The organism is Streptomyces sp. NPDC049687 (assembly GCF_044465285.1).
GTDB lineage: Bacteria > Actinomycetota > Actinomycetes > Streptomycetales > Streptomycetaceae > Streptomyces.
The window spans coordinates 81015-103292 of record NZ_JBITLN010000016.1; the positions used below are offsets into that span (position 1 = coordinate 81015).

General features: G+C 72.6%; 18 protein-coding genes. 9 read left to right on the forward strand and 9 right to left on the reverse strand.

What is annotated here, in order from left to right:
• The first annotated feature begins 145 nt into the window (after positions 1-145).
• Together ACIBVL_RS36150 and ACIBVL_RS36155 are read left to right on the forward strand one after the other, a co-directional pair.
• The gene (locus ACIBVL_RS36150; protein WP_399104208.1) at positions 146-2860 is read left to right on the forward strand and encodes a lysylphosphatidylglycerol synthase domain-containing protein; all 2715 of its coding nucleotides are present in this window, start codon (positions 146-148) and stop codon (positions 2858-2860) included.
• A gap of 221 nt (positions 2861-3081) precedes the next feature.
• A complete protein-coding gene (locus ACIBVL_RS36155; RefSeq protein ID WP_399104210.1) occupies positions 3082-4644 on the forward strand; it encodes an alpha/beta hydrolase in 1563 nt (520 codons plus the stop codon).
• A gap of 65 nt (positions 4645-4709) precedes the next feature.
• Here ACIBVL_RS36155 and moeZ read toward each other — a convergent pair whose 3' ends face one another.
• From moeZ to ACIBVL_RS36190, 7 genes are all read right to left on the reverse strand, one after another.
• Positions 4710-5888: an adenylyltransferase/sulfurtransferase MoeZ gene (gene moeZ, locus ACIBVL_RS36160; RefSeq protein WP_399104212.1), complete on the reverse strand. Its 1179-nt coding sequence runs from the start codon at positions 5886-5888 to the stop codon at positions 4710-4712.
• A gap of 63 nt (positions 5889-5951) precedes the next feature.
• On the reverse strand, positions 5952-6710 hold the full coding sequence (locus ACIBVL_RS36165) for a spherulation-specific family 4 protein (protein WP_399104214.1): 759 nt from the start codon (positions 6708-6710) through the stop codon (positions 5952-5954).
• Positions 6698-7654 (reverse strand): NAD-dependent epimerase/dehydratase family protein, encoded by a 957-nt coding sequence (locus ACIBVL_RS36170; protein WP_399104216.1) that lies wholly within the window; start codon positions 7652-7654, stop codon positions 6698-6700. The genes ACIBVL_RS36165 and ACIBVL_RS36170 overlap by 13 nt, the downstream gene beginning before the upstream one ends.
• A gap of 607 nt (positions 7655-8261) precedes the next feature.
• On the reverse strand, positions 8262-9569 hold the full coding sequence (locus ACIBVL_RS36175; RefSeq protein ID WP_399104218.1) for a hypothetical protein: 1308 nt from the start codon (positions 9567-9569) through the stop codon (positions 8262-8264).
• Positions 9566-11338: a DUF3492 domain-containing protein gene (locus tag ACIBVL_RS36180; protein ID WP_399104220.1), complete on the reverse strand. Its 1773-nt coding sequence runs from the start codon at positions 11336-11338 to the stop codon at positions 9566-9568. Before ACIBVL_RS36180 ends, ACIBVL_RS36175 begins: the two co-directional genes overlap by 4 nt.
• Before the next feature lie 189 nt (positions 11339-11527).
• Positions 11528-12550 (reverse strand): DUF3152 domain-containing protein, encoded by a 1023-nt coding sequence (locus tag ACIBVL_RS36185; protein WP_399104222.1) that lies wholly within the window; start codon positions 12548-12550, stop codon positions 11528-11530.
• A gap of 319 nt (positions 12551-12869) precedes the next feature.
• Positions 12870-13841, reverse strand: a complete 972-nt coding sequence (locus tag ACIBVL_RS36190; protein ID WP_399104224.1) for an alpha/beta fold hydrolase — start codon at positions 13839-13841, stop codon at positions 12870-12872.
• A 199-nt stretch (positions 13842-14040) separates the two neighbouring features.
• Here ACIBVL_RS36190 and ACIBVL_RS36195 point away from each other — a divergent pair, with 199 nt between their 5' ends.
• The 4 genes from ACIBVL_RS36195 to ACIBVL_RS36210 all read left to right on the forward strand — a co-directional run bounded on the left by ACIBVL_RS36195 (position 14041) and on the right by ACIBVL_RS36210 (position 15923).
• Complete coding sequence (locus tag ACIBVL_RS36195) at positions 14041-14262, forward strand: hypothetical protein (RefSeq protein WP_399104226.1); 222 nt, start codon at positions 14041-14043, stop codon at positions 14260-14262.
• Positions 14263-14451: 189 nt separating this feature from the next.
• Entirely contained in the window at positions 14452-15093 is a 642-nt protein-coding gene (locus ACIBVL_RS36200) for a TetR/AcrR family transcriptional regulator (protein ID WP_399104228.1), read from the forward strand.
• Between the two features lie 146 nt (positions 15094-15239).
• Positions 15240-15467 carry a DUF3107 domain-containing protein gene (locus ACIBVL_RS36205; RefSeq protein WP_030784015.1) on the forward strand — a complete coding sequence of 76 codons (228 nt, stop codon included), beginning with the start codon at positions 15240-15242 and terminating at the stop codon, positions 15465-15467.
• Positions 15468-15650: 183 nt separating this feature from the next.
• Positions 15651-15923, forward strand: coding sequence for a hypothetical protein (locus tag ACIBVL_RS36210; RefSeq protein ID WP_399104230.1), 273 nt, complete (start codon positions 15651-15653; stop codon positions 15921-15923).
• 10 nt (positions 15924-15933) lie between these two features.
• Here the strand turns inward: ACIBVL_RS36210 and ACIBVL_RS36215 are convergent, their stop codons facing one another.
• Positions 15934-16704 carry a ferritin-like fold-containing protein gene (locus ACIBVL_RS36215; RefSeq protein WP_399104232.1) on the reverse strand — a complete coding sequence of 257 codons (771 nt, stop codon included), beginning with the start codon at positions 16702-16704 and terminating at the stop codon, positions 15934-15936.
• A 521-nt stretch (positions 16705-17225) separates the two neighbouring features.
• Here ACIBVL_RS36215 and ACIBVL_RS36220 point away from each other — a divergent pair.
• Together ACIBVL_RS36220 and ACIBVL_RS36225 are read left to right on the forward strand one after the other, a co-directional pair.
• On the forward strand, positions 17226-19892 hold the full coding sequence (locus tag ACIBVL_RS36220) for a DEAD/DEAH box helicase (RefSeq protein WP_399104234.1): 2667 nt from the start codon (positions 17226-17228) through the stop codon (positions 19890-19892).
• A gap of 113 nt (positions 19893-20005) precedes the next feature.
• The gene (locus ACIBVL_RS36225) at positions 20006-20890 is read left to right on the forward strand and encodes an alpha/beta fold hydrolase (protein WP_399104236.1); all 885 of its coding nucleotides are present in this window, start codon (positions 20006-20008) and stop codon (positions 20888-20890) included.
• A gap of 107 nt (positions 20891-20997) precedes the next feature.
• Here ACIBVL_RS36225 and ACIBVL_RS36230 read toward each other — a convergent pair whose 3' ends face one another.
• Complete coding sequence (locus ACIBVL_RS36230) at positions 20998-21894, reverse strand: NYN domain-containing protein (protein ID WP_399104379.1); 897 nt, start codon at positions 21892-21894, stop codon at positions 20998-21000.
• A 169-nt stretch (positions 21895-22063) separates the two neighbouring features.
• Here ACIBVL_RS36230 and ACIBVL_RS36235 point away from each other — a divergent pair, with 169 nt between their 5' ends.
• Positions 22064-22240 (forward strand): hypothetical protein, encoded by a 177-nt coding sequence (locus ACIBVL_RS36235; RefSeq protein ID WP_399104391.1) that lies wholly within the window; start codon positions 22064-22066, stop codon positions 22238-22240.
• Positions 22241-22278 lie beyond the last annotated feature (38 nt).

Below are 22278 nucleotides of genomic sequence, written 5' to 3' on the forward strand. Positions count from 1 at the left end.
CGGCGACCGAGCGTGACCCTCGCCCCCGCGCGGCGCTTCGGGCAGACTGTGCGCCCCGCGTTTGCACCCTGATGCCCCCGTGTGTCGGTGGAGCATGCCACCATCGTGCGGGCGGTGACCGGTGATACGAGATCAAGAAGAGACGATGAAGCAGCAGGGTGTGCATCCCGAGGACGCGGAGGGCACCTCTGACGCTGCGTCGCGCCCGGACGGCCCGGACGGCGCCGACGGCCCGAGCGAGGCCCGCGAAGAGGAATACGAGGAGGTGCACGCCGACGAGGTCGAGGGCGACGAACCGCTGCTCCCCGCGCGCGTGCACCGCCCATCCGACCTCATGCGGCTGCTGGTGGGCGTACTCGCGGTCGTCGTGCTGCTGGGGATCGCGGCCTTCGCACACGGGACGACCTCGGGTCTCGAGCAGGACATCAACAAGGGCACCGGGCAGGCGCCCGATCTGCTCATCAAGATCGCGGGACTGGCGTCCAGCATCGCGATCCTGCTGGTTCCGGTGGCCTTCGCGATCGAGCGGCTGATCAAGCGCGACGGGCTGCGCATCGCCGACGGTGTGCTCGCCGCCGTCCTCGCGCACGGTGTGACACTCGCCACCGACCTGTGGGTCGCCAAGGCCGCCCCGGACTCGATCCAGGAGGCCCTCACCCAGCCCTCGCCCGGTGACATCCACGCCCTGACGGACCCGGTGCACGGCTATCTCGCACCCGTCATCGCCTACATGACGGCCGTCGGCATGTCGCGTCGGCCGCGCTGGCGCGCGGTGCTGTGGATCGTGCTGCTCCTCGACGCCTTCTCGATGCTGGTCACCGGCTACACGACGCCGTTCTCGATCATCCTGACGGTGCTGATCGGCTGGACCGTGGCCTACGGGACGCTGTACGCGGTCGGCTCGCCGAACGTCCGGCCGACGGGACGGACGCTGATGGCGGGCCTGCGGCACGTCGGCTTCCACCCGGTGAGCGCGGCCCGCGAGGAGGCGCCGGACACGTCGGAGACCGGAGACCGCGGCCGGCGTTACTTCGTGACCCTGGAGGACGGCCCGCCGCTGGACGTCACCGTGGTCGACCGGGAGCAGCAGGCGCAGGGGTTCTTCTATCGGGCGTGGCGCAATCTGACCCTGCGGGGCTTCGCCACCCGCAGCAGCCTGCAGTCGCTGCGGCAGGCGCTGGAGCAGGAGGCGCTGCTCGCGTACGCGGCGATCGCGGCGGGCGCCAACGCGCCCAAACTGATCGCGACCTCCGAACTCGGTCCCGACGCCGTGATCCTGGTCTACGAGCACACCGGCGGGCGCACGCTCGACTCGCTGGCGGACGAGGAGATCACCGACGAACTGCTGCGGGACACCTGGCACCAGGTGCGCGCCCTGCAGTCCCGGCGCATCGCGCACCGCAGGCTGGTGGGCGACGCGATCTTGGTGGATCGTTCCGGCACGGTGATCCTCACCGATCTGCGGGTCGGCGAGATCGCGGCCGGCGATCTGCTGCTGCGCATGGACATCTCCCAGCTGCTCGTGACCCTGGGGCTCAGAGTGGGCGCCGAGCGCGCCGTCGCCTCGGCGGTGAGTGTGCTCGGCCCGGACGCGGTGGCGGACTGTCTGCCGATGCTGCAGCCCATCGCGCTCAGTCGCTCCACGCGCGCGACGCTGCGCAAACTGGCCCGGGAGCGCGCGCAACGCGAACGCGAGGCGGTCCTGGAGGCGTCCCGGCAGGCCAAGCAGGCCCGGCTGGAGGCCGGACACGAGGCGGAGCCAATCTCCGAGAAGGCCGAGAAGAAGGCCGTACGCGCGCAGGCGCGGGCCGAGAAGCGGGCCATCGACGAGGCGCTGGAAGGGGCGCGCGAGGAGGATCTGCTGACGCAGATCCGCCACGAGGTGTTGCGGATCCGGCCGCAGGCCCCGGTCGAGCCGGCCCGCCTGGAGCGGGTGCGGCCACGCACACTGATGAGCGTCATCGCCGGTGCGATCGGTGCCTACTTCCTGCTGACGCAGCTCACGCACATCGAGTTCGGTCCGCTCATCGCCAACGCCGAGTGGGGCTGGGTCGCCGCGGCCGTGCTGTTCTCGGCGCTGAGCTATGTCGCCGCGGCGATGAGCCTGCTGGGGTTCGTGCCGGAGCGGGTGCCGTTCCCGCGGACCGTCGCCGCTCAGGTCGCCGGGTCGTTCGTGAAGATCGTGGCCCCGGCCGCGGTCGGCGGGGTCGCCCTCAACACGCGCTTCCTGCAGCGCTCGGGCGTGCGCCCCGGGCTGGCGGTGGCGAGTGTCGGCGCGTCGCAGTTGTTCGGGCTCGGCTGTCACATCCTGATGCTGCTGTCGTTCGGCTATCTGACCGGCACCGAGAAGACTCCGTCGCTGTCGCCGTCCCGCACGGTCATCGCGGGTCTGCTCACCGTCGCGGTGCTGGTGCTGGTGGTCACGTCGGTGCCGTTCCTGCGGAAATTCGTCGTCACTCGCGTGCGCTCGCTGTTCGCGGGTGTCGTGCCGCGCATGCTGGACGTGCTGCAGCGGCCGCAGAAGCTGGTCACCGGCATCGGCGGCATGCTGTTGCTGACCTTCTGCTTCGTGATGTGCCTGGACGCCTCGATCCGCGCGTTCGGCACCGAGTCGAGCTCGATCAGCATCGCCAGCGTCGCCGTCGTCTTCCTCGCCGGCAACGCGCTGGGCTCCGCCGCCCCCACCCCGGGCGGTGTAGGCGCGGTGGAGGCGACCCTGACGGTCGGTCTGATCGCGGTCGGCCTGCCCAAGGAGGTCGCCGCTCCCGCGGTGCTGCTCTTCCGTCTGCTGACGCTGTGGCTCCCGGTACTGCCGGGCTGGCTGGCCTTCAACCACCTGAACCGCAAGGGCGCTCTCTAGAAACAGCGAGAACACGTGTCTGCACGGCGGTGGACGGACATCTGCTGGCCGGCACGGTGCCGGCCAGCAGGAACCGTCTGCTCCTGGCTGCCCCAGAATCTCGGGGAAACAGCAGGTCACAAGGTTATCCACAGGCTCGGACGGGTGGGCCGCACGCGGCCTACCATGGCCTGACAGCCGTCCCGCCACCCGGCGCGAACGGTCCGTGAGGGGGGAAGCACATGGGGCGATTCCTACGGTGGACGGCGCTGGGCGCCGCCACCGCACTACTGGTGGCGGGCTGCGGCGGCGGCTCGTCGGACGGTGACGAGGACGGCAAGGGCAGGACGGCGGACGCACGGCCGTCGGCCGGTTCCTCGAACACGGCCACGACGGCCGCCCTGCCCGCCTCGCTCACCGGCCAGAAGCTGGACTGGGGGCGTTGCAAGGCCACCGGCGACTCCGCCGCGCCCAGCAGCGACTGGCAGTGCGCCACCATGAAGGTGCCCCTGGACTGGTCGAAGCCGGACGGCGAAACCATCGGGCTCGCGCTGATCCGCGCCAGGTCCCGCGGCAGCGGCAGCGAGCGGATCGGCTCCCTCCTTTTCAACTTCGGCGGCCCCGGCGGCTCCGGCGTGTCGACACTGCCGCCGTACGGCGGCACGTTCTCCCAGCTCCGTGAGCGTTACGACCTGGTGAGCTGGGACCCGCGGGGGGTGGGCGGCAGCGAGGGCATCCGCTGCCGCAGCAACAAGGACATCCAGGCCGCCGAGTCCGTCGACATCACCCCGGACACCCCGGCCGAGGAACAGGCGTACCTCCAGGACGCCACCGATTTCGGCAAGGGCTGCGAGAAGGCGGCGGGCGAGCTGATGGCGCACGTCTCGACCACCGACACCGCGCGCGACATGGACCTGATGCGGCAGGTCCTCGGCGACACACGGATGCACTACTTCGGCATCTCCTACGGCACCGAACTGGGCGGTGTGTACGCCCACCTGTTCCCGAAGAACGTGGGGCGGCTGATCCTCGACGCGGTCGTCGACCCGAGCGCCGACACGGCGGGCCACGCCGAGAACCAGACGCGGGGCTTCCAGCGGGCGCTGGACGACTACCTGAAGTCGACGGGCCAGGACCCGGAGCGGGGCACCGCGAAGATCGCGGACTTCCTGGACGGGCTCGACGGCAAGCCGCTGCCGGCCGCCGACGGGCGCGAGCTGACCCAGGCACTCGCCGTCACCGGCATCGTCCTGCCGCTCTACAGCGAACAGAGCTGGCCGACCCTGACCAGCGCCCTGGAATCGGCCGAGGACGGTGACGGCTCCGAACTGCTGGCGCTCGCCGACGGTTACAACGAGCGGGACCCCTCGGGGAACTACGGCACGACGACCCACTCGCAGCGGGTCATATCGTGCTTGGACGACAAACAGCGGCCGACCGCCGAGGAGACGAAGGAGCTGCTGCCGGAGTTCGAGAGGATCTCGCCCGTCTTCGGCGACTTCCTGGGCTGGGACACGGCCGGCTGGTGCCACGACTGGCCGGTGGCCGGACAGTACGACACCCCGGAGGTGAGCGCGGCGGGCGCGGCACCCATCCTGCTGGTCGGCAACACCGGGGACCCGGCGACACCGTACGAGGGCGCCCGGAAGATGGCCGACGAGCTCGGCAAGGGCGTCGGGGTGCTGCTCACCTGGAAGGGCGAGGGGCACGGGGCGTACGGCAGCGGGAGCGACTGTGTCGACTCGACGGTGAACGCGTATCTGGTCAGGGGCACGGTGCCGAAGGACGGCAAGGTCTGCTCATGACGGCGGCGGGGGCTTCGGGCACTCGTGGCACCCGAAGCCCCCGCCGACCGGACAGGCAGAGCGGGTCAGTAGACCGGCTTGCTCGGCTCGATCTGGTTGACCCAGCCGATGACGCCGCCGCCGACGTGCACGGCGTCCGCGAAGCCCGCGGACTTCAGCACGGCGAGGACTTCCGCACTGCGGACACCCGTCTTGCAATGCAAGACGATCTTCTTGTCCTGCGGCAGGCCCTCCAGGGCGGTGCCCAGGAGGAACTCGTTCTTCGGGATCAGCCTGGCGCCCGGGATGGAGACGATCTCGTACTCGTTCGGCTCGCGAACGTCGATGATCTCGATGTTCTCGCCGTCGTCGATCCACTCCTTGAGCTGCTTGGGAGTGATCGTCGAACCGGCCGCCGCCTGCTGGGCCTCCTCGGAGACCACGCCGCAGAAGGCCTCGTAGTCGATGAGCTCGGTGACGGTGGGGTTCTCGCCGCAGACCGCGCAGTCCGGGTCCTTGCGGACCTTGACCTGGCGGTACTGCATCTCCAGGGCGTCGTAGATCATCAGGCGGCCGACCAGGGGCTCACCGGTGCCGGTGAGGACCTTGATCGCCTCGGTGACCTGGATGGAGCCGATGGACGCGCACAGCACGCCCAGCACGCCGCCCTCGGCGCAGGAGGGGACCATGCCCGGCGGCGGGGGCTCGGGGTAGAGGCAGCGGTAGCAGGGGCCGTGCTCGGACCAGAACACGGAGGCCTGGCCGTCGAAGCGGTAGATCGACCCCCACACGTACGGCTTGTTCAGCAGCACGCACGCGTCGTTGACCAGGTAGCGGGTCGCGAAGTTGTCCGTGCCGTCGACGATCAGGTCGTACTGGCTGAAGATGTCCATCACGTTCTCGGCCTCGAGCCGTTCCTCGTGAAGGATCACGTTCACGTACGGGTTGATGCCGAGGACGGAGTCGCGCGCGGACTCGGCCTTGGAGCGGCCGATGTCGGCCTGGCTGTGGATGATCTGGCGCTGCAGGTTCGACTCGTCGACCTCGTCGAACTCCACGATGCCGAGCGTGCCCACGCCCGCCGCGGCCAGGTACATCAGCGCGGGCGAGCCCAGGCCGCCGGCGCCCACACAGAGCACCTTGGCGTTCTTCAGCCGCTTCTGCCCGTCCATCCCGACATCGGGAATGATCAGGTGGCGGGAGTACCTGCGAACCTCGTCTACGGTGAGCTCAGAGGCTGGCTCGACCAGGGGTGGCAGCGACACGGGGACTCCGTTGGTCGGTCGATCACTACAGTTGTTCTCCCTGTAACACTGCCATGGCCTTCTTCATTCCGAGACACCCGTTCCGATCCGCGAGACGATTTCGTCCCAGTAGCCGGGCATGGCCTCCCAGGGGTCGTCCAGGCCGCCGCGATCACCGCGGTCGGTGAACCAGATGGTCGCCGCGCCCTGCCAGCGCGCGATGCGCAGTGCCTCGTCGAGGTGCCCGCGGGGCAGGCCGTGCACCAGGTGGCAGAACCGCTCGGGCGGATGGTCGGCGGTCCACTCGGCCACCTGGGACCAGCGGTAGTCGCTCCACGGGCCGGAGAAGGTGACCAGTTGGTCGGCGTGCTCGGCGTAGCCGTGATGCGGGTGGGTGCCATGACCGAGGACGATGTGGGGCGCCTCCCGGAGCGTGCGGAGGGTGCCGACCGTACGGCGGATCGCGGGCAGCGTCTCGCGGTCGGCCGGGCAGCGGTCCAGGAGGAAGCCGTCGACCTGGTACCAGTCGAGGTGGCGCTGCGCGTCGGAGACCAGTTCGGCGAAGGCGCGGGCTCCGTGGGCGGTGTCGAGGTGCCCGAGGACACGCACGCCCGCGTTGCGCAGCCGTCCGGCGGCCTGGAGGCAGTCCGGGTCGGGGCGGACGCCGGGGCCGTCGGCGATGTTCAGGACGGCCCAGTGCAGGAGCGTGCCGGTGCGGGCGAGGTCGCCCCACTCGGCCGGGGCGAGGAGAGGATGGGCGATACCGGGCACGCCGAGGCCGGTGCGCAGGTCGGTGGTTCCGGTGCCGGCGGTGCCCGCCGGGGTGCCGGTCAGATACGACATGCCGCCTCCATCCAGATGTCGGCGAGGGACTCCTCGAGGTTGATCCGGGGCCGCCAGCCGAGCCGGTCGCGGGCGGTGCGTACGTCGGCCTGCTGCCAGCTGCCGCAGCCGTCCGGGTACGCGACCGGGGTCGCGTGGTCGGAGTCGGCGCGCGGGTGTCCGATGGCCGGCCTCAGGTGGGTGCCGGGCGGGCCGTCGAGCTCATGGAGGGCGCCGCCGTATCCGGCCACGCGGGCGAGGACGGCGGCGGCGTCGCGGAGCCGGACGGCGCGGCCCGAGCCGATGTTGATGACGCCCTGCGCGGCGGAGAGGGAGGCGGCGTGCACGGCGCGGGCGACGTCACGGACGTCGACGAAGTCGCGCTGGGCACCGAGCCCGCCGAGCTTCAGCTCGCCGTCACCGGACTGCATGGCCCGGCGCATGGCCTCGGCGAGGCGCCCCAGTGGGGAGCCTGCGGGCGTGCCCGGTCCGGCCGGCGAGAACACCCGGAGCACGACCGCGTCCAGGCCGGAGCCCAGGACCAGTTCGGTGGCGGCGAGTTTGCTGACGCCGTACGGGCCGCCGGGGCGAGGGACGGCGTCCTCGGCGGTGGAGGAGCCGGGCTGGCTCGGCCCGTACTCGGCGCCACAGCCGATCTGCACCAGACGGGCGCCGCAGCCGCTGCGACGCAGGGCCTCGCAGACGGTGGCGACGGCGACGGTGTTGTGCCGGGTGAGTTCGCGGGCACCGCCTCGGGTGGCGCCCGCGCAGTTGACGACGACCTGGGGGTGGACCGCGTCGAGGAAACGGGTGAGTGCGCCAGGACTGCCGGACGCGAGGTCGAAACGGACGTCGGCGTCGTCGCCGCGGCCGAGCGCGGTGAGCTGGACGGCCGGGTCGGCGAGCAGTCGGTCGGCGACGAAGCGGCCGATGTAGCCGTTGGCTCCGATCAGCAGAACCCTCATCGCGCGGCTCCCTGGGTGTGCGCTGCGGCTGTCCGGGTGGCGGGGGCTCCGGTCGCCCCGGATGCTCCGGCTGCTCCTGTGACCGCGGGGGCTCCTGCGACCGCGGGTGCCCCGGTGGCTCCGGTCGCTCCGGATCGGGAGGTGGTCATCTGGTCTCTCCTTCAAGGGTGGTGCGGGTTGCCTGCGGCTGGATCAAGGAGCGCGTGCGTCGTGCGCCCGGCGCACGGTGGGGGTGGCGCTGCGCGCGGTGGTCGGGTGGCGGAGGAAGGCCGGCATCTGCGGAACCGCGTTCGCGCAGCCCCACGCTCGTCGGGGGGCGGAGAAAGCCCCGTGCCCGCGGAAACACTCTCGCCCCACCCCGCCCCGGCCGGAGGCGCAGAAGGCCCCGCTTCGGCGGAACCCCCCTCGCGCCACCCCGCCCCGGCCGGGGGCGGAGAAAGCCCCGCGCCCGCGGAACCCCCCTCGCGCCACCCCGCGCCGGAAGGGGGCAGCGCCGGCCCCGCGCCCACGGTGGAGCGCGGCCGTCGCCGGGCGGGCGGCGCGAGGGCGAGTGTGGCGCGGGTGCCGGGTGGCGAGGGCGCGGCGGGAGTGCGGGCGGTGGGGCGGGTCAGCACGGGTGGGCCGTTCGGGCGTGGGCCGAGGCTCTGGTCAGCGTGCGGGTCGCGTGGATGAGCAGGAGCAGGGTGGCGGCTCCGCGGAGCAGGACGGGGACGCTCGCCGGGCCGTGGGTGGTGACCAGGGTCTCGACAGGGACGGACAGGACACCGCAGCGCGGGAGACGGCCCGCGAAGACCGTGGCCAGGGCGAGTGCCTCGGCGGTGACGGTGGCGCCGAGGACGACCGCCGGGGCGTGGGAGAAGCCGTGCACGGTGAGGAGGCGGGCGAGGAAGAGCAGCGCCCCCAGGGTGAGGATCCGGGCGTAGGCGGCCGGCTCGCCCAGGGCGGCGGCGCAGAGCGCGGTCAGCGCCGCGAGGGCGCCCAGGAACAGGGCGAACACGCCGAGCAGCAGCGGCTGTACGGAGGCGGTGAACTCCTCCAGGCCCCGGCTGGCGTCGAGTCGGCGGCGGGCACGGGTGGCGAGGAGGTGCGCGCACCAGGCGGCGGGCGCACAGGCCAGGGTGAGGGTGAGCAGCGGCGTGACGGCGAGGGGCCAGGAGCCGTCCGGCGCACCGGTGGGCAGCCCGTCGGGGCCTCCTTCGACCGCGGAACGCAGAAGGCCGTCGCCGAGGGCCGCGTAGGCGAGGAGCCAGCAGGTCAGGGCAGCGGTCCCCAGTCGGCCGGAGCGAGTGCCGCCGCGTGGGCTCAGCGGGCCCCGGCGCAGGGCCGCGTGCAGGGCGAGAGTCACCGCGAGGATGCCGGCGGTGGCCACGAGGAGGCGCGTCCGCCCCTGGGTGAGGCGCAGTCCGGCCACCGCCCCGGCGCACAGCGCGCCCGGCAGGAGGGAGAGCAGGGCCCGGTCCAGACGGGGGCGGGGAAGCGTGGTGGGGGTCGGGCGCGCGGGTGTGTCGTCGCCGCGAGAGACGCGGGCGTACATCTCCTCCGCCAGGGAGAAGACGTCCCGGTGCCGGAAGCGGGCGGCGGTGCGGTCGGTGACGCCCTGGGCCTCCAGACCCGCCGCGATCTCCAGAGGGTCGACGGCCCTTTCGCACAGCTCCCGGTGACGGTGCATCAGCGCCTTCACGGGGTCCGCGGTGCCCCGCCGGGGAGCGGGCGGCACACGGTCGCCGGAACCGGCGCCGAGCGCACCCTCGGGGGCGCTCACCGCGGTGTGGGCGCCCGCGCTGCCGTCCTTCAGCTCCTCCCCGCACTCCGCTCCCCCGGCGCGCTCCCCCACGACCCACGCCTCGGACCGCTCGTCCCTGGCCTCGCCGCTCTCCGGGGCGCCCGGCCGGTCCAGTTCGCCCAGCCCGCTCATCGCGCCCCCTCGGGGACGGGGACCGCCGCGGCGGGCGACGTCCCCTGCGGTGGCCTCCCCCGTACCGGTGGTCCCGCCGTCCAGCCCGGGCTGTGCCGGGCGGCGCCCCGCGCTGCCGGGCCGGTCCAGCGGCCCGGCAGCCGGGCCTCGGCGGGGACGGCGAACGGCCGGGGGTCGCCCGCGTCGTCGAGGACGGTCCTGCGGGCCGGGCACTGGGAGACGATCTCCAGGTAAATGCCGTGGAACGCCGCGACGTTCTGTTCCACCGTGAACAGTTCCAGCGCGCGGGCGCGGGCGGCCGCGCCCAGGCGTGCACGGCGCTCGGGGTCGTGCAGCAGCGCCCCGCACGCCTCGGCGAGCGCCCGAGGATTGCGCGGCGGGACGACCAGTCCGGTGCCGCCGATGACCTCGACCACCGCGCCGACGTCCGTGGACACGGTCGCCCGGCCGCAGAACATCGCCTCGACCAGGCCGACCGGGAACCCCTCGACGACACTGGACAGGACGACGACGGCACCGGCCGCGTACACCTCGGCGAGGCTCGGCGCCTCGGGGCCGCCGATCTCCTCGAAGGACACCGGGTTGTCGCCGACGGAGTGGGGCCCCTCCGCCTCGTCGGGGAAGAGCTGCGCGGCCAGCATCCTGCAGTGGCCGAGGTATTCCTGCCCCTCGGGCCCGGCGGGCGCGCCGATGATCCGCAGGCGCGCCCTCGGTTCCGCCCTGCGGACCTGGGCGAAGGCGTGCAGCAGGGAGACGAGGTCCTTCGCCGGTTCGACCCGGCCGACCCAGATCAGGGTGTGCGGATCGGCGGCGTCCGGGGCGTCGCCCACCTCCGCGAAGCGGTCCGCGTCCATGCCCGGGTAGACCGTGCGCACCTTGCCGGGGTCGGCGCCGCAGCGTTCCTGCCAGCGGCGGGTGTGTGCGTTGCCGGGGGTGACACGGGCCGCCTGCCGGTAGACCTCGGCGGCGAGCCGGCCGTGGAAGGCGGCGAGCAGGGCGCGCACGGCGGGGGTGGTCTCGGCGGAGGGCGCCCCGGAGCTCAGGTAGTGCGTCCGCAGCCGCACCCCGTACTCCGTGACCAGCAGCGGTACGTCGAAGAAGTGCCGCGCGAGCAGCCCGGGCAGCGCCGCCGCCCCGCTGGACGCGGCATGGCACAGGTCCACCGAACCGAGAGCACCGCCGTGGGCGCCGTCGTTCTCGTACCAGTCGAGCGAGAGGGGGCGCAGGGCGCGCTCCAGGTGCCCGGCCACGGCGAGCAGCTCGGGCACACGGGCCTCGCGCGCCGGGCGCAACGCGCCGGGCGCGCGACAGGCGCTCTCCAGGGCGCGCACGGCGCTTTCCGAGCGGAGCGCTCTCACCAGCCCGCCTTCGTCGCGGGCGAGTTCGGCGAGCCCGTAGAGGGCATTGGCGAAACGGTCCGCCTGGGAGGCGGAGCCGTTCCGCGAGGGATCCGGAGAGGTCTGGGAGAGCTCGGGTCCGCCCGTGCACAGGGCGGCCACCAGGTCGCCGTAGGACTCGGTGAAGCGCCGGCGCGCACGCCGGCCGTACACGACCCCGTCGTCCTCGGCCGTCCACAGGGGTGCCGTCCGCACCCGCCCGACCTGCGGCGGAAGGTCGACCCAGCCGGCGTTCTCCTGCTGTTGGGCGTTGCTGAGCGCGTAGATGTCGAATTCGTGCTGCCCGAGCCCGCGTACGAGCCGGTCGCACCAGAGCCCGGCGTCACCGCTCACATACGGATAGCCACCCTCCGTCAGCAGTCCGATGCGCACGCACGCACCCCCGATCTCCCGTTGGGTGAGCCGTCGTTGACCCGGCGGCTCGCAGCGGGAAGAACGTATGCGGACAAGTGGGTGGCGCGACGGACGGTTGTCCATCGCGCCACCAAAAGGGGTGAACGGTCGTAACTTTCCCGTGCGGGCCGCGTTCGGTCGCGCTAGGAGTTCACTCCGGCGCGAACGCTACGACGGATAGGGCCAGGGATTGGGCAGGCAGTGGATGCCGTCGTGGTCGAGGAACTTCGTCTGCTGCTGCATGACCGGTGCGAGCTCGCCGTCCTTCTGACAGTTCGCGTGGTGGTTGCCGAGCCGGTGGCCGACCTCGTGATTGATCAGCATCTGGCGGTAGGCGTGGATCTCGTCGCCGTACGTCTCGGATCCCTGGGCCCACCGGTAGGCGTTGATCATGACGCGTTCGGTGGCGGCCGAGTCGCAGGAGACGTTGTCCACCGTGGTGTCCAGGCCGGACTTGGCGCACCAGGTGGCGGTCGTGCCGGGGCTGGCGAGGGTGATGACGAAGTCGGGTTTGCCCGAGTAGATCCGTTCGAAGGTGCGCGCGCCGTTGTGCGCCCAACTGCGGTCGTCGTTCAGCGTCTTCTGCACGGCCTGCGCGAAGAGCGTGCCGTCCAGACCGAGCCCCTGTTCCACGTCGACCCGGTAGGTGTACTTCTGTCCCTTGCCGGGCGCCTTGGCGATGCCCGGGATCGCGTCGAACTTCCCGTTGCCCTTGAGCTTGGCACCGAGTCCGTACTTCGTGTCCATCTTCTGCTCGTACGTCAGCTTCACGGCCGACGGGGACGCGGAGGGGCTCGGCGCGGCGGTGTCGAGGGTTCCGCCGGCCGCCGACTGCGACTGGACGCGGTCGTCGCGCCCGTCGGTCACCTGGCCGGCCACCACGACGGCCAGCACGGTCGTGACCGCGGCGGCGGCGATACCGGTGAACGTCCGACCCTTGGTGCCCTTGACGTCCACGGGCACGCCGGTGGGCGGCGCGTCGTCGTCCACCGGGAGCGCGACCGGGGCGCGGGGGTCCGCGACGGGGGCGTACGGATCACGCGGGCGCGGGGGCGTGACCGACCGTCCCGCGCGCGTGAAGACGTCGTCGTCCTCGTCGAGGCCGAAGGCGTCGAGGTACTCCTGGCGCGGGCCCTGGCGGGGGCCCTGTCGCGGGCCTTGGGCAGGAATGGGTCTCTGTCGCGGTATCACCGGCTGCCCGGTACCCGTCTGGCGGCCCCTCAAGTCACCCCAGCCGCCCCCGGCTTCGCGCTGTTCCGGATGCCCGCCCCGGACCTGCGGGAAGCCGTGGGCCGGGGTCGGGTCGGGGTGCCGGCCGGCGGCACCGTCTCCCGCGCCGCCGGAGAGCCCGGGAAAGCCGTACGGGGGTGTCCCGTCGGGTAGGCGGGGTGTTCCGCGCGCGGGCGTGCCGTCGGCGTCACGCGAGGGGGCACTCGGAGAGGTACCGGACGAACCCCTGGGCGCACTCTTGGGCGCCGGTCCACGCCGGCTGTGGCGTCCCACGTCTGCCTCAGCCCCCCGAGGTGGCGTCGGCGGTCTCGGCGAGCAGCTCCCGGAACGCCATGGCCACCGTGTCCGGGTACTCCATCATCGCCACGTGCCCGGCGTCCGGCAGCGTGAGCAGGCGGGAGTCGCGGAAGGCGCGGGCGGCACGCCGGGCCATGCGGAAGCCGACGAGCTGGTCGCGGCCGCCGTAGATCAGGAGGGTGGGGGCGAGGACGCGCTCGGCCTGGCGCCACAGCCCGTGCTGGCCGCCCAGGAGGTAGGCGCTGACCAGCCCGCGCGTGGAGCGCGTCATCGCGTCCCAGAAGTACGGCAGCCGCAGTCGCCGCTCGAGTTCCTCCACCGCGTGCCGGAACGCCTCCGGCGAGACGCGGCCGGGATCGCCGTAGCAGAGCGAGACGACGCCTCTGACGCGCTGCTCGGCCGTCCACTCCCGGGTGAGCCGGGTGAAGAGCGTGGCCACGCCGGGCACGCTGACCAGCCCGGTGGGGACCGCGGTGCGCTGGACGCGCAGCTCCGGCAGGGCGGGGGAGACCAGGGTCAGGGTGCGGACGAGGTCGGGGCGCACCGCGGCGACGCGCGTGGACACCGCGCCGCCGAGGGAGTTGCCGAGGAGGTGGACCGGACCGCGGTCGGACGCGTCGAGGTAACGGATCACGGCACGCGCGTGTGCCGTGACGGAGTAGTTGCCGTCGTCCGGCGGTGGGGAGTCGCCGAAGCCGGGCAGGTCCACGGCCTCGCTCTCCACGGCACCGTCGAGCAGCGCCATCAGCGCGGACCAGTTCTGCGAGGACCCGCCGAGGCCGTGCACGAACAGAGCGCGCTGGAGTCCCTCGCGCGCGGGCGGCCTGGAGCGGATCGTCAGGGTCACGCCCGGCAGCCCCACCGACCTCAGGCGCTCGCCCTCCGCGACCCTGACGGAGGCCACCTTCGGCAGCACACTGGTGGGCGGCACGGACGGCAGCTCGGTCGAAGACATGCGGGCAATGTTACGAGACGATCACGCACGACCATGTGTGTTCGGCGTCACAGGCGTCGAACAGGACGCCCGCCAGTACCGGCGCGAATCGGGGGCACATCGCATAGCGTCCGAAACAGGTGTCTCCTAGGCTCGTACTGAGGGCACCCGCTTGTGGCCCCTGCGTGTTCCAGGGACGTTCGTAGGAAGGGAGCCCACCATGGCCGCCGACCCCACCGACCCCGAGACCTTCATCGAGGAGGACGACGACTTCGGGGAGATCGACGTCGAGGCGCCGGAGAACGACGCCGCCGAGCAGTCCGCGGACGTCACCCCGGAGCGCGACGACCCTCTGGAGAGCGTGGACCCCGCCCGGGCGAACGAGGCGGACCTCGTCGAACAGGCGCGCGTCGTCTCGCTCGACGAGGACGACTACCGCTGACGCCGGAGCCAGGGGTGCCGCGCAAGGGGGCCGCATTATGCCCGGACCACCCCGTTTCGAAACCTTCTGTACGGCTTTCGTGATCGTCCGGTCCGTGAAATTCTGCGCTCGCACCGCGCGCCACAGGGTTACCGAAAAGTACGATGGCCGCGCGGCGCACACCGCATGAGGACGACTTTGGGAGGCGGCGTGACAGCCATCGAGCAGACAGAGGCGGCACGCCCGCGAGGCACGCGCCTGCCGCGCCGTGCCCGACGGAACCAGCTGCTGGGCGCCGCACAGGAAGTCTTCGTGGCGCAGGGCTACCACGCCGCCGCCATGGACGACATCGCCGAGCGGGCCGGCGTCAGCAAGCCGGTGCTCTACCAGCACTTCCCCGGCAAGCTCGACCTCTATCTCGCCCTGCTGGACCAGCACTGCGAGTCGCTGATCGGGGCCGTGCGCGGCGCGCTCGCGTCGACGACCGACAACAAGCAGCGCGTCCGGGCGACCATGGACGCCTACTTCGCGTACGTGGAGGACGACGGCGGCGCCTTCCGTCTGGTCTTCGAGTCGGACCTGACGAACGAGCCGGCGGTCCGCGAGCGCGTCGACAAGGTCACCAACGAGTGCGCCGAGGCGATCTGCGACGTCATCGCCGAGGACACCGGCCTCTCGCGCGCGGAGTCGATGCTGCTCGCCTCCGGGCTGGGCGGCCTGGCGCAGGTCGTGGCCCGCTCCTGGCTGCACAGCGACCGCAGCGTTCCGCGCGACCAGGCGGTGCAGCTGCTGGCCTCGCTGGCCTGGCGGGGCATCGCCGGTTTCCCCCTGCACGGCACCGATCAGCACTGAGCACACCCGGCGCCGCGCGTTTGTTCCCGCCCGCTGTTCGCTCCTGGCGTGGACGGCCGCGCCGCCTACGTCCCCTCACCGGGCTAATGTGTGCAGCGTACGGCGCGGACGCCCGCGCATCTCATGACCGTCGGAGGGACATAGCCGTGGAGGTCAAGATCGGCGTGCAGCACGCGCCCCGCGAGATCGTTCTGGAGAGCGGTCAGACTCCCGAGGAGGTCGAGCGCGTGGTGGCCGAGGCACTGGCCGGGAAGTCGCAGCTGCTCAGCCTCGTGGACCAGCACGGCCGCAAGGTCCTGGTACCGGCCGACCGCCTGGCCTACGTCGAGCTGGGCGAGCCCGCCCCGCGCAAGGTGGGCTTCGGCGCGCTGTAAGGCACACGCATCGAGGAAGGGGCCCGGCGGTCACGACGACGACCGCCGGGTCCCTTCTCCGTTTCCGCGACTTGTTCACGGACGGCGCACGACGCACCCCCACGGCAGGATTGCATTCCGCAGGTCACGGGTATGACGGGCTACGACCTTGATGCACGGCCCGGCCGCTCGGAAGGGACCCAGATGATCTTGGAAGCGCTCGGCTCCGCCGCGCTCGGGCTCGCGCTCGCGTGGACGGCGTTCCAACGCCTGTCCCACCGCCTGCCGGTCCGCGCCCTCGTCCTCGCGACGGGCGTCGCCGGAGCCCTGTTCGGTGACTTCGTCACCCACAGCGCGCTGGGCCCCGGCACCGTCCTGGTGAGCCTGATCGGCGCGGCGGTCGTCTCCGCCGCCTCGCTCTCCCTGCTGCTGCGCCCCGCGGGCCGACTGCGCCGACGATCGGCCTCGCCGGCTTAGGGCCCGGTCGCTACGCCGCGAGCCCCAGGGCCGCCATCCGCTTGGTGTGGGCCTCGGTGATGCGGGAGAACATCCGGCCCACCTCGGCGAGGTCGAAGCCGTCCGCCACACCGCCCACGAGCATCGTCGACAGCGCGTCCCGGTCCGCGACCACCCGCTGGGACTGCGACAGCGCCTCGCCCATCAGCCGCCGCGCCCACAGCGCGAGCCGTCCGCCCACCCGCGGGTCGGCGTCGATCGCCGCGCGCACCCGGTCCACCGCGAAGCCGGCGTGGCCGGTGTCGTCGAGCACGGCGAGCACCAGGGCGCGGGTGTCGATGTCCAGACGGACCGCGACCTCACGGTAGAAGTCGCTGGCGATCGAGTCGCCGACGTACGCCTTGACCAGGCCCTCCAGCCAGTCCGAGGGGGCCGTCTGCTTGTGGAAGCCGTCGAGCGCGGCGACGAACGGCTCCATCGCCAGGGTCGGCTCCTCGCCGATCTCGGTGAGCCGGTCGCGCAGCCGCTCGAAGTGGTGGAACTCGGCCGACGCCATCTTCGCCAGCTCCGCCTTGTCCTCCAGCGTGGGGGCCAGCTTGGCGTCCTCCGCGAGCCGCTCGAACGCGGCCAGCTCGCCATACGCGAGAGCGCCCAGCAGGTCCACGACCGCGGCCCGGTACTGCGGATCGGCGGAGGCCTGCGACCAGTCCTGGGCGGCGATGCCCGTGGGCGCGGCGGACTCGGTGGCGGAGGATTCGGCAGGCTCTTCGGACGCGTGGTCAGGCTTGTCAGAGGTGGTCATGGAGCGCACAATAGCCCGCTCGCCGCGCAGCGGAAGTCCCTGGTCAATCAGTGTGGCCACGACGACGCACCCGACCGCGTCCGACGGTGTGACAACCACAACGTGACCGAATCGGCCATCACGTGTGCACGTTTCCGGGGTATGGTGGTAATGCGCCTGCCGAGTATTCGACGGGCCGCACGTATGAGGATGCCCGGTCGGTGGCCCGATCGGCTCCGACCCGACAGCCCTCCCTGGCCGTACGGCACATTGCGTACGACGACCGGAGGGACACCCTCCAGCGGTACGAGCGCTAGAGCGTCGGCAGAGGTCCCGTGCCAAACGGCTTGCCCCTCGAGGCTTGCCCGTATGGCAGCCGACGTCCCCGGCACGGTCCGTCAAAGACCCCCGCGCTCGCCTCGCACCGCACACACAGAAGAGGCAGCACCCTGACTACGACGTTTCGAGAGCTCGGAATCCTTCCCGAGACCGCCGAGGCCCTGGAGGCCGTCGGCATCACCACTCCCTTCCCCATCCAGGAGATGACGCTCCCCGTGGCCCTGTCGGGCACGGACGTCATCGGACAGGCCAAGACCGGCACCGGCAAGACGCTCGGCTTCGGCCTCCCGCTCCTCGAGCGCGTGACCGTCCCCGCCGACGTCGAGGCCGGCCGCGCGAAGCCCGAGGACCTCACCGACGCCCCGCAGGCGCTCGTCGTCGTCCCCACGCGCGAGCTGTGCACCCAGGTCACCAACGACCTGCTGACCGCCGGCAAGGTGCGCAACGTACGCGTCCTCGCCATCTACGGCGGCCGGGCCTACGAGCCCCAGGTCGAGGCCCTCAAGAAGGGCATCGACGTCGTCGTCGGCACCCCGGGCCGGCTCCTCGACCTCGCGGGCCAGAAGAAGCTGAACCTGCAGCACATCAGGTCCCTCGTCCTCGACGAGGCCGACGAGATGCTCGACCTGGGCTTCCTGCCCGACGTCGAGAAGATCATCAGCATGCTGCCGGCGCGCCGCCAGACCATGCTGTTCTCGGCGACCATGCCGGGCGCCGTCATCGGCCTCGCCCGCCGCTACATGTCGCAGCCCACGCACATCCGCGCCACCGCGCCGGACGACGAGGGCGTGACCGTCGCGAACATCTCGCAGCACGTGTACCGCGCGCACAACATGGACAAGCCCGAGATGGTCGCGCGCATCCTGCAGGCCGAGGGCCGTGGTCCGGTCATGGTCTTCTGCCGCACCAAGCGCACCGCCGCCGACCTCGCCGACCAGCTCCAGCAGCGCGGGTTCGCCTCCGGCGCGGTCCACGGCGACCTCGGCCAGGGGGCACGCGAGCAGGCGCTGCGCGCCTTCCGCAACGGCAAGGTGGACGTCCTCGTCTGCACCGACGTCGCCGCCCGAGGCATCGACGTCGAGGGCGTCACCCACGTCATCAACTACCAGTCCCCCGAGGACGAGAAGACGTACCTGCACCGCGTCGGCCGTACGGGCCGCGCGGGCGCGAAGGGCATCGCGGTCACGCTGGTCGACTGGGACGACATCCCGCGCTGGCAGCTGATCAACAAGGCGCTCGAGCTTTCGTTCAACGATCCGCCGGAGACGTACTCCACCTCCCCGCACTTCTTCGAGGAGATGAAGATCCCCGCGGGCACCAAGGGTGTCCTGCCGCGCTCCGAGCGCACGCGCGCCGGGCTCGACGCGGAGGAGCTGGAGGACCTGGGCGAGACGGGCGGCCGCGGGGCACGCGGCGGTCGTGGTGGCGGCCGGGGCGAGCGCGGTGGCCGGGGCGAGTCCCGCTCCGCCGACCGTTCCGAGCACGAGCGCCCGGCCCGCACGCCGCGCCGCCGCCGTCGTACGCGCGGCGGAACCGCCCTCGACGGGACCCCGGAGGTCTCTACGGCGGAGCAGACGCCGGTGGCCGAGGAGGCCGCCGCGTCCCGCACGCCGCGCCGCCGGCGCCGTACGCGCGGTGGAGCGGGCGCCGAGACGGTCGCCGTGACTGCCGTGGAGTCCGTGCCGTCCGCCGCCCCTGAGGCCGCGGAGGCGGCCGTGACGACGGCGGAGGGCCCCGCCCTGGACGCCCCCGAGGCCACCGAGACCCCGGCCAAGCCGCGCCGGCGCCGCACCCGCAAGTCCGCGGAGACGGAGCCGACGGTTGTTCAGACCCCGGCCGCCGAAACGGCCGTGGACACGGCCGAGGCCGCGGAGGCCACGCCCCGGCGCCGTACCCGCAAGGCGGCGGCTCCGGCTGTCGCAGAGGTCGCGGCCGAGGCGGCGGAGGTCGTCGAGACCAAGCCGCGCCGCACCCGCAAGACGGCTGCGACCGCACCCGAGGCAGCGGTCGAGACGGTCGAGGCCGCACAAGCCGTCGAAACCAAGCCGCGCCGCACCCGCAAGACCACGGCCACCGCACCCGAGGCAGCGGTCGAGACGGTCGAGGCCGCACAAGCCGTCGAAACCAAGCCGCGCCGCACCCGCAAGACCGCGGCGACGGCCGCCGTCGACACCGCCGAGGCCGTCGAGGCCGCGCCGCGTCGCCGGACCACCCGCAAGGCCGCCCAGGCCCCGGAGACGGCCACGGCCGAGATCCCGGCGCAGGCCACGCAGGAGCCGGAGGTCAAGCCGCGCCGCACCCGCAAGACCGCGGCCGCGGCTCCGGCCGAGGCCGCCGTCGACACGGCGGAGGGTACGGAGGCCAAACCGCGCCGTACGCGCAAGACCGCGGCCGCTGCCCCGGCGGAGGCCGCCGTCGACACGGCCGAGGCCACTGCGGCCAAGCCGCGCCGCACCCGCAAGACGGCCACCGCGACGGTCGAGACCCCGGAAGCGGCCGCCGCGGCCGTGACCAGGCCCCGCCGCACGCGCAAGACGGCGGAGGCCCCTGCGGACACGGCCGAGGCCGTCGAGGCCAAGCCCCGCCGCACGCGCAAGGCGGCCGCCACGGCGGAGGCCGCTGTGGAGGCCGCTGTGGACACCGCCGAGGCCGTCGAGGCCAAGCCCCGCCGCACCCGCAAGACCGCGGCGACGGCCACGGCCGACATCCCGGCGCAGGCCACGCAGGAAGCGGAGGTCAAGCCGCGCCGCACCCGCAAGACCGCGGCCGCCGCCCCGGCAGCGGCCGAGGCCTCCGAGACGGCCGAGGCGAAGCCGAGGGTGCGCCGCACCCGCAAGGCGACGGCCGCCGCGGAGCCCGCGGACGGCTGACCGACACGGCGTCACCACCCGGACGGCCCGGTTCCTCCAGCGCGGAGGAGCCGGGCCGTCGGCGTTCGTGCCCAACAGGTCCCGGAGGGCGGCCCTCCGGGTAGCCTCGGCACGTGACCAGGCCGACCAGCACCTCGCCCGCTTTCCCCCCGCCCCCCGGCGCCCGCGCGTACCCGCTGCGGACCGCGCGCGGTGACTTCGCCGTCGTCGACTCGCCCGTGGCCGCCGGTGTGGAGCAGCGGGGTGTCGCGCTGCTGCTGCCCGGGTTCACCGGCAGCAAGGAGGACTTCCACCAGCTGCACGAGCCGCTCGCGGCGCGCGGCTACCGGACCGTCGCCGTGGACGGACGCGGGCAGAACGAGTCCGACGGTCCGGCCGACGACGAATCCCCGTACGCCCGCGAGGAGTTGGCGCGGGACGTGCTCGCGCAGGCGGCCGCCCTCGACACCCCCCTGCACCTCGTCGGGCACTCCCTGGGCGGCCAGATCGGCCGCGCCGCCGTCCTGCTCGACCCCTCCCCCTTCGTGTCGTTCACCCTGGTCGCCTCGGGCCCGGCCGAGATCTCGGAGTCGCAGAAGCAGCGGGTGAAGCTGCTGCACGACGCGCTCGCCGTGATGACGATGGCGCAGGTGTGGGAGGCGATCCTGGCGATGGGCCCGCCGGAGGAGGTCGGCGGTCCGGCGCGTGGCTTCGGCGACCCGGAACGGCTGCGGCTGCGCTGGCTGAACCACAAGCCGGCCCAACTCCTCGCCACCGGCCGCGAGCTGTGCACCGAGCCGAACCGCGTCGCCGAACTCGCCGCCGTCCCCCTCCCGTTCCACGTCCTCTCGGGCTCCCGCGACGACACCTGGCCGGTGCCCCTCCTGGACGAGATGGCCGTACAGCTGCGCGCGCACCGGACCGTCGTCCCGGGCGCCGAGCACTCACCGAACCAGGACCGGCCGCTGCCGACGGCCCACGCCCTCGCCGACTTCTGGGACCGCCACACCACGTCCTAGGAGTCTGAAGACCTTGCTCCGCCCGCCCGCCTCGCCCTGATGTGCCAGCACATGCCCATCGGGCCTGAAGCGGTGCGAGCCGGGGGCTGTTTCAAGATCTTCACGTCCTAGTACTGCGCCTGAACGTGCTCCCAGAACCCGTCCCGCAGTGCGCGTCTGAGGTCGGACTGGCCGCGCAGGGAGTACTGCAGGATGCCCTCGGCCTCGACGAGGAGGTCCTGATCGACGGAGCCGGGCAGGTAGGGGTGGCCGGGCAGCAGCTCGACCAGGGCCTCGCGGCCGCGCGCCGCCAGCCACTTGGCCGCGATCTGGGCGCCGACGAAGCGGACGTCCTCACGGGTGGGCCGGTTCGTGCCGTTCGCCTCGTAGGCCGGGGCGGTGCGCCGGGAGACGTACGGCTTGAAGAAGTCGAGGTCGAGGGTGCGCTGGCTGTCGACCTCCCAGAGCAGCGGCTCGGCCTGGTTGCGGCCCTCGGGTGCCTCGATGCCCCAGAGGTGGACGCGGGCTCCGTACCCCTGGGCGGCCTCCACCGCCGAGACCAGGTCCTCGTCCCCGCCGAGCAGGGCCGCGTCGCTGATGGCCCGGTGTCTGGCCAGTGACTCCAGGTCGCTGCGGATCAGCGAATCGACGCCCTTCTGCTGGTTGTTGGCGTTGAGGTTGCCCAACCTGACCTTGACGTCCGGGAGCTCGGCGATGGACTGCTGCTCGGCGGTGTGGATGCGGCGCCGGGCGCCGTCGTACCAGTAGACGCGCAGCAGGCGGCTGTCCGCGAAGATCGTGCGGGCGCGGTCGATGAGCGCCTCGAGCAGGCCCTCCGCGTCGAGGTCGAAGGCCCGCCGGTCCTCCGTCCCGGCGATCAGCCGGCCCGCGGCCGCGTAGAGATACCCCGCGTCGACGAAGATCGCATGGGTCGAGGGCGTCTTGGCCACCTCGGCGAGCATGCGGGTCAGCAGCTCGTTCGTGCGGTCGATGCGGGCGGCCAGGGCCGCGAGGTCGTCGTTCATCACCTCCATTGTCCTGGCGGTCACGCTGTGAACACAACCGATCCCGTTCAGTCTCCACAAGCTCTCGTACCGGTTGGTAATTAGCCGTTCGAAAAATTTCTTTAGCGTAGGGAATGTTTGTAACACGCAGCCCGTTGACTACTCGTGTAGCAAGCAATCCTCCAGGAGGATGACCAGACGAAGGGAGAAGCCGGTGCGCTTCGAAATCATGCGACTCGACGACGTCGACGGCACGCCCGTGGACAGCACCGTCGTGGACGCCGCCTCCGTCAACCGGATCGTTCAGGACGCCGCCGCCATCGGGCAGCGGCTGTGGATCCGTCCGGCCGACTCCACGGCCTCGTAACCCACGGGTCCCTTACAGAACCTTCAGAGCCCCGTACG

Bases quoted from the DNA above. Each gene is read 5' to 3' on its own strand.
- ACIBVL_RS36150 (WP_399104208.1), top strand. From the start codon at position 146: ATGAAGCAGCAGGGTGTGCATCCCGAGGACGCGGAGGGCACCTCTGAC.
- ACIBVL_RS36155 (WP_399104210.1), top strand. From the start codon at position 3,082: ATGGGGCGATTCCTACGGTGGACGGCGCTGGGCGCCGCCACCGCACTA.
- ACIBVL_RS36165 (WP_399104214.1), bottom strand. From the start codon at position 6,710: ATGTCGTATCTGACCGGCACCCCGGCGGGCACCGCCGGCACCGGAACC.
- ACIBVL_RS36170 (WP_399104216.1), bottom strand. From the start codon at position 7,654: ATGAGGGTTCTGCTGATCGGAGCCAACGGCTACATCGGCCGCTTCGTC.
- ACIBVL_RS36175 (WP_399104218.1), bottom strand. From the start codon at position 9,569: ATGAGCGGGCTGGGCGAACTGGACCGGCCGGGCGCCCCGGAGAGCGGC.
- ACIBVL_RS36190 (WP_399104224.1), bottom strand. From the start codon at position 13,841: ATGTCTTCGACCGAGCTGCCGTCCGTGCCGCCCACCAGTGTGCTGCCG.
- ACIBVL_RS36195 (WP_399104226.1), top strand. From the start codon at position 14,041: ATGGCCGCCGACCCCACCGACCCCGAGACCTTCATCGAGGAGGACGAC.
- ACIBVL_RS36210 (WP_399104230.1), top strand. From the start codon at position 15,651: ATGATCTTGGAAGCGCTCGGCTCCGCCGCGCTCGGGCTCGCGCTCGCG.
- ACIBVL_RS36215 (WP_399104232.1), bottom strand. From the start codon at position 16,704: ATGACCACCTCTGACAAGCCTGACCACGCGTCCGAAGAGCCTGCCGAA.
- ACIBVL_RS36220 (WP_399104234.1), top strand. From the start codon at position 17,226: ATGACGCTCCCCGTGGCCCTGTCGGGCACGGACGTCATCGGACAGGCC.
- ACIBVL_RS36230 (WP_399104379.1), bottom strand. From the start codon at position 21,894: ATGAACGACGACCTCGCGGCCCTGGCCGCCCGCATCGACCGCACGAAC.
- ACIBVL_RS36235 (WP_399104391.1), top strand. From the start codon at position 22,064: ATGACCAGACGAAGGGAGAAGCCGGTGCGCTTCGAAATCATGCGACTC.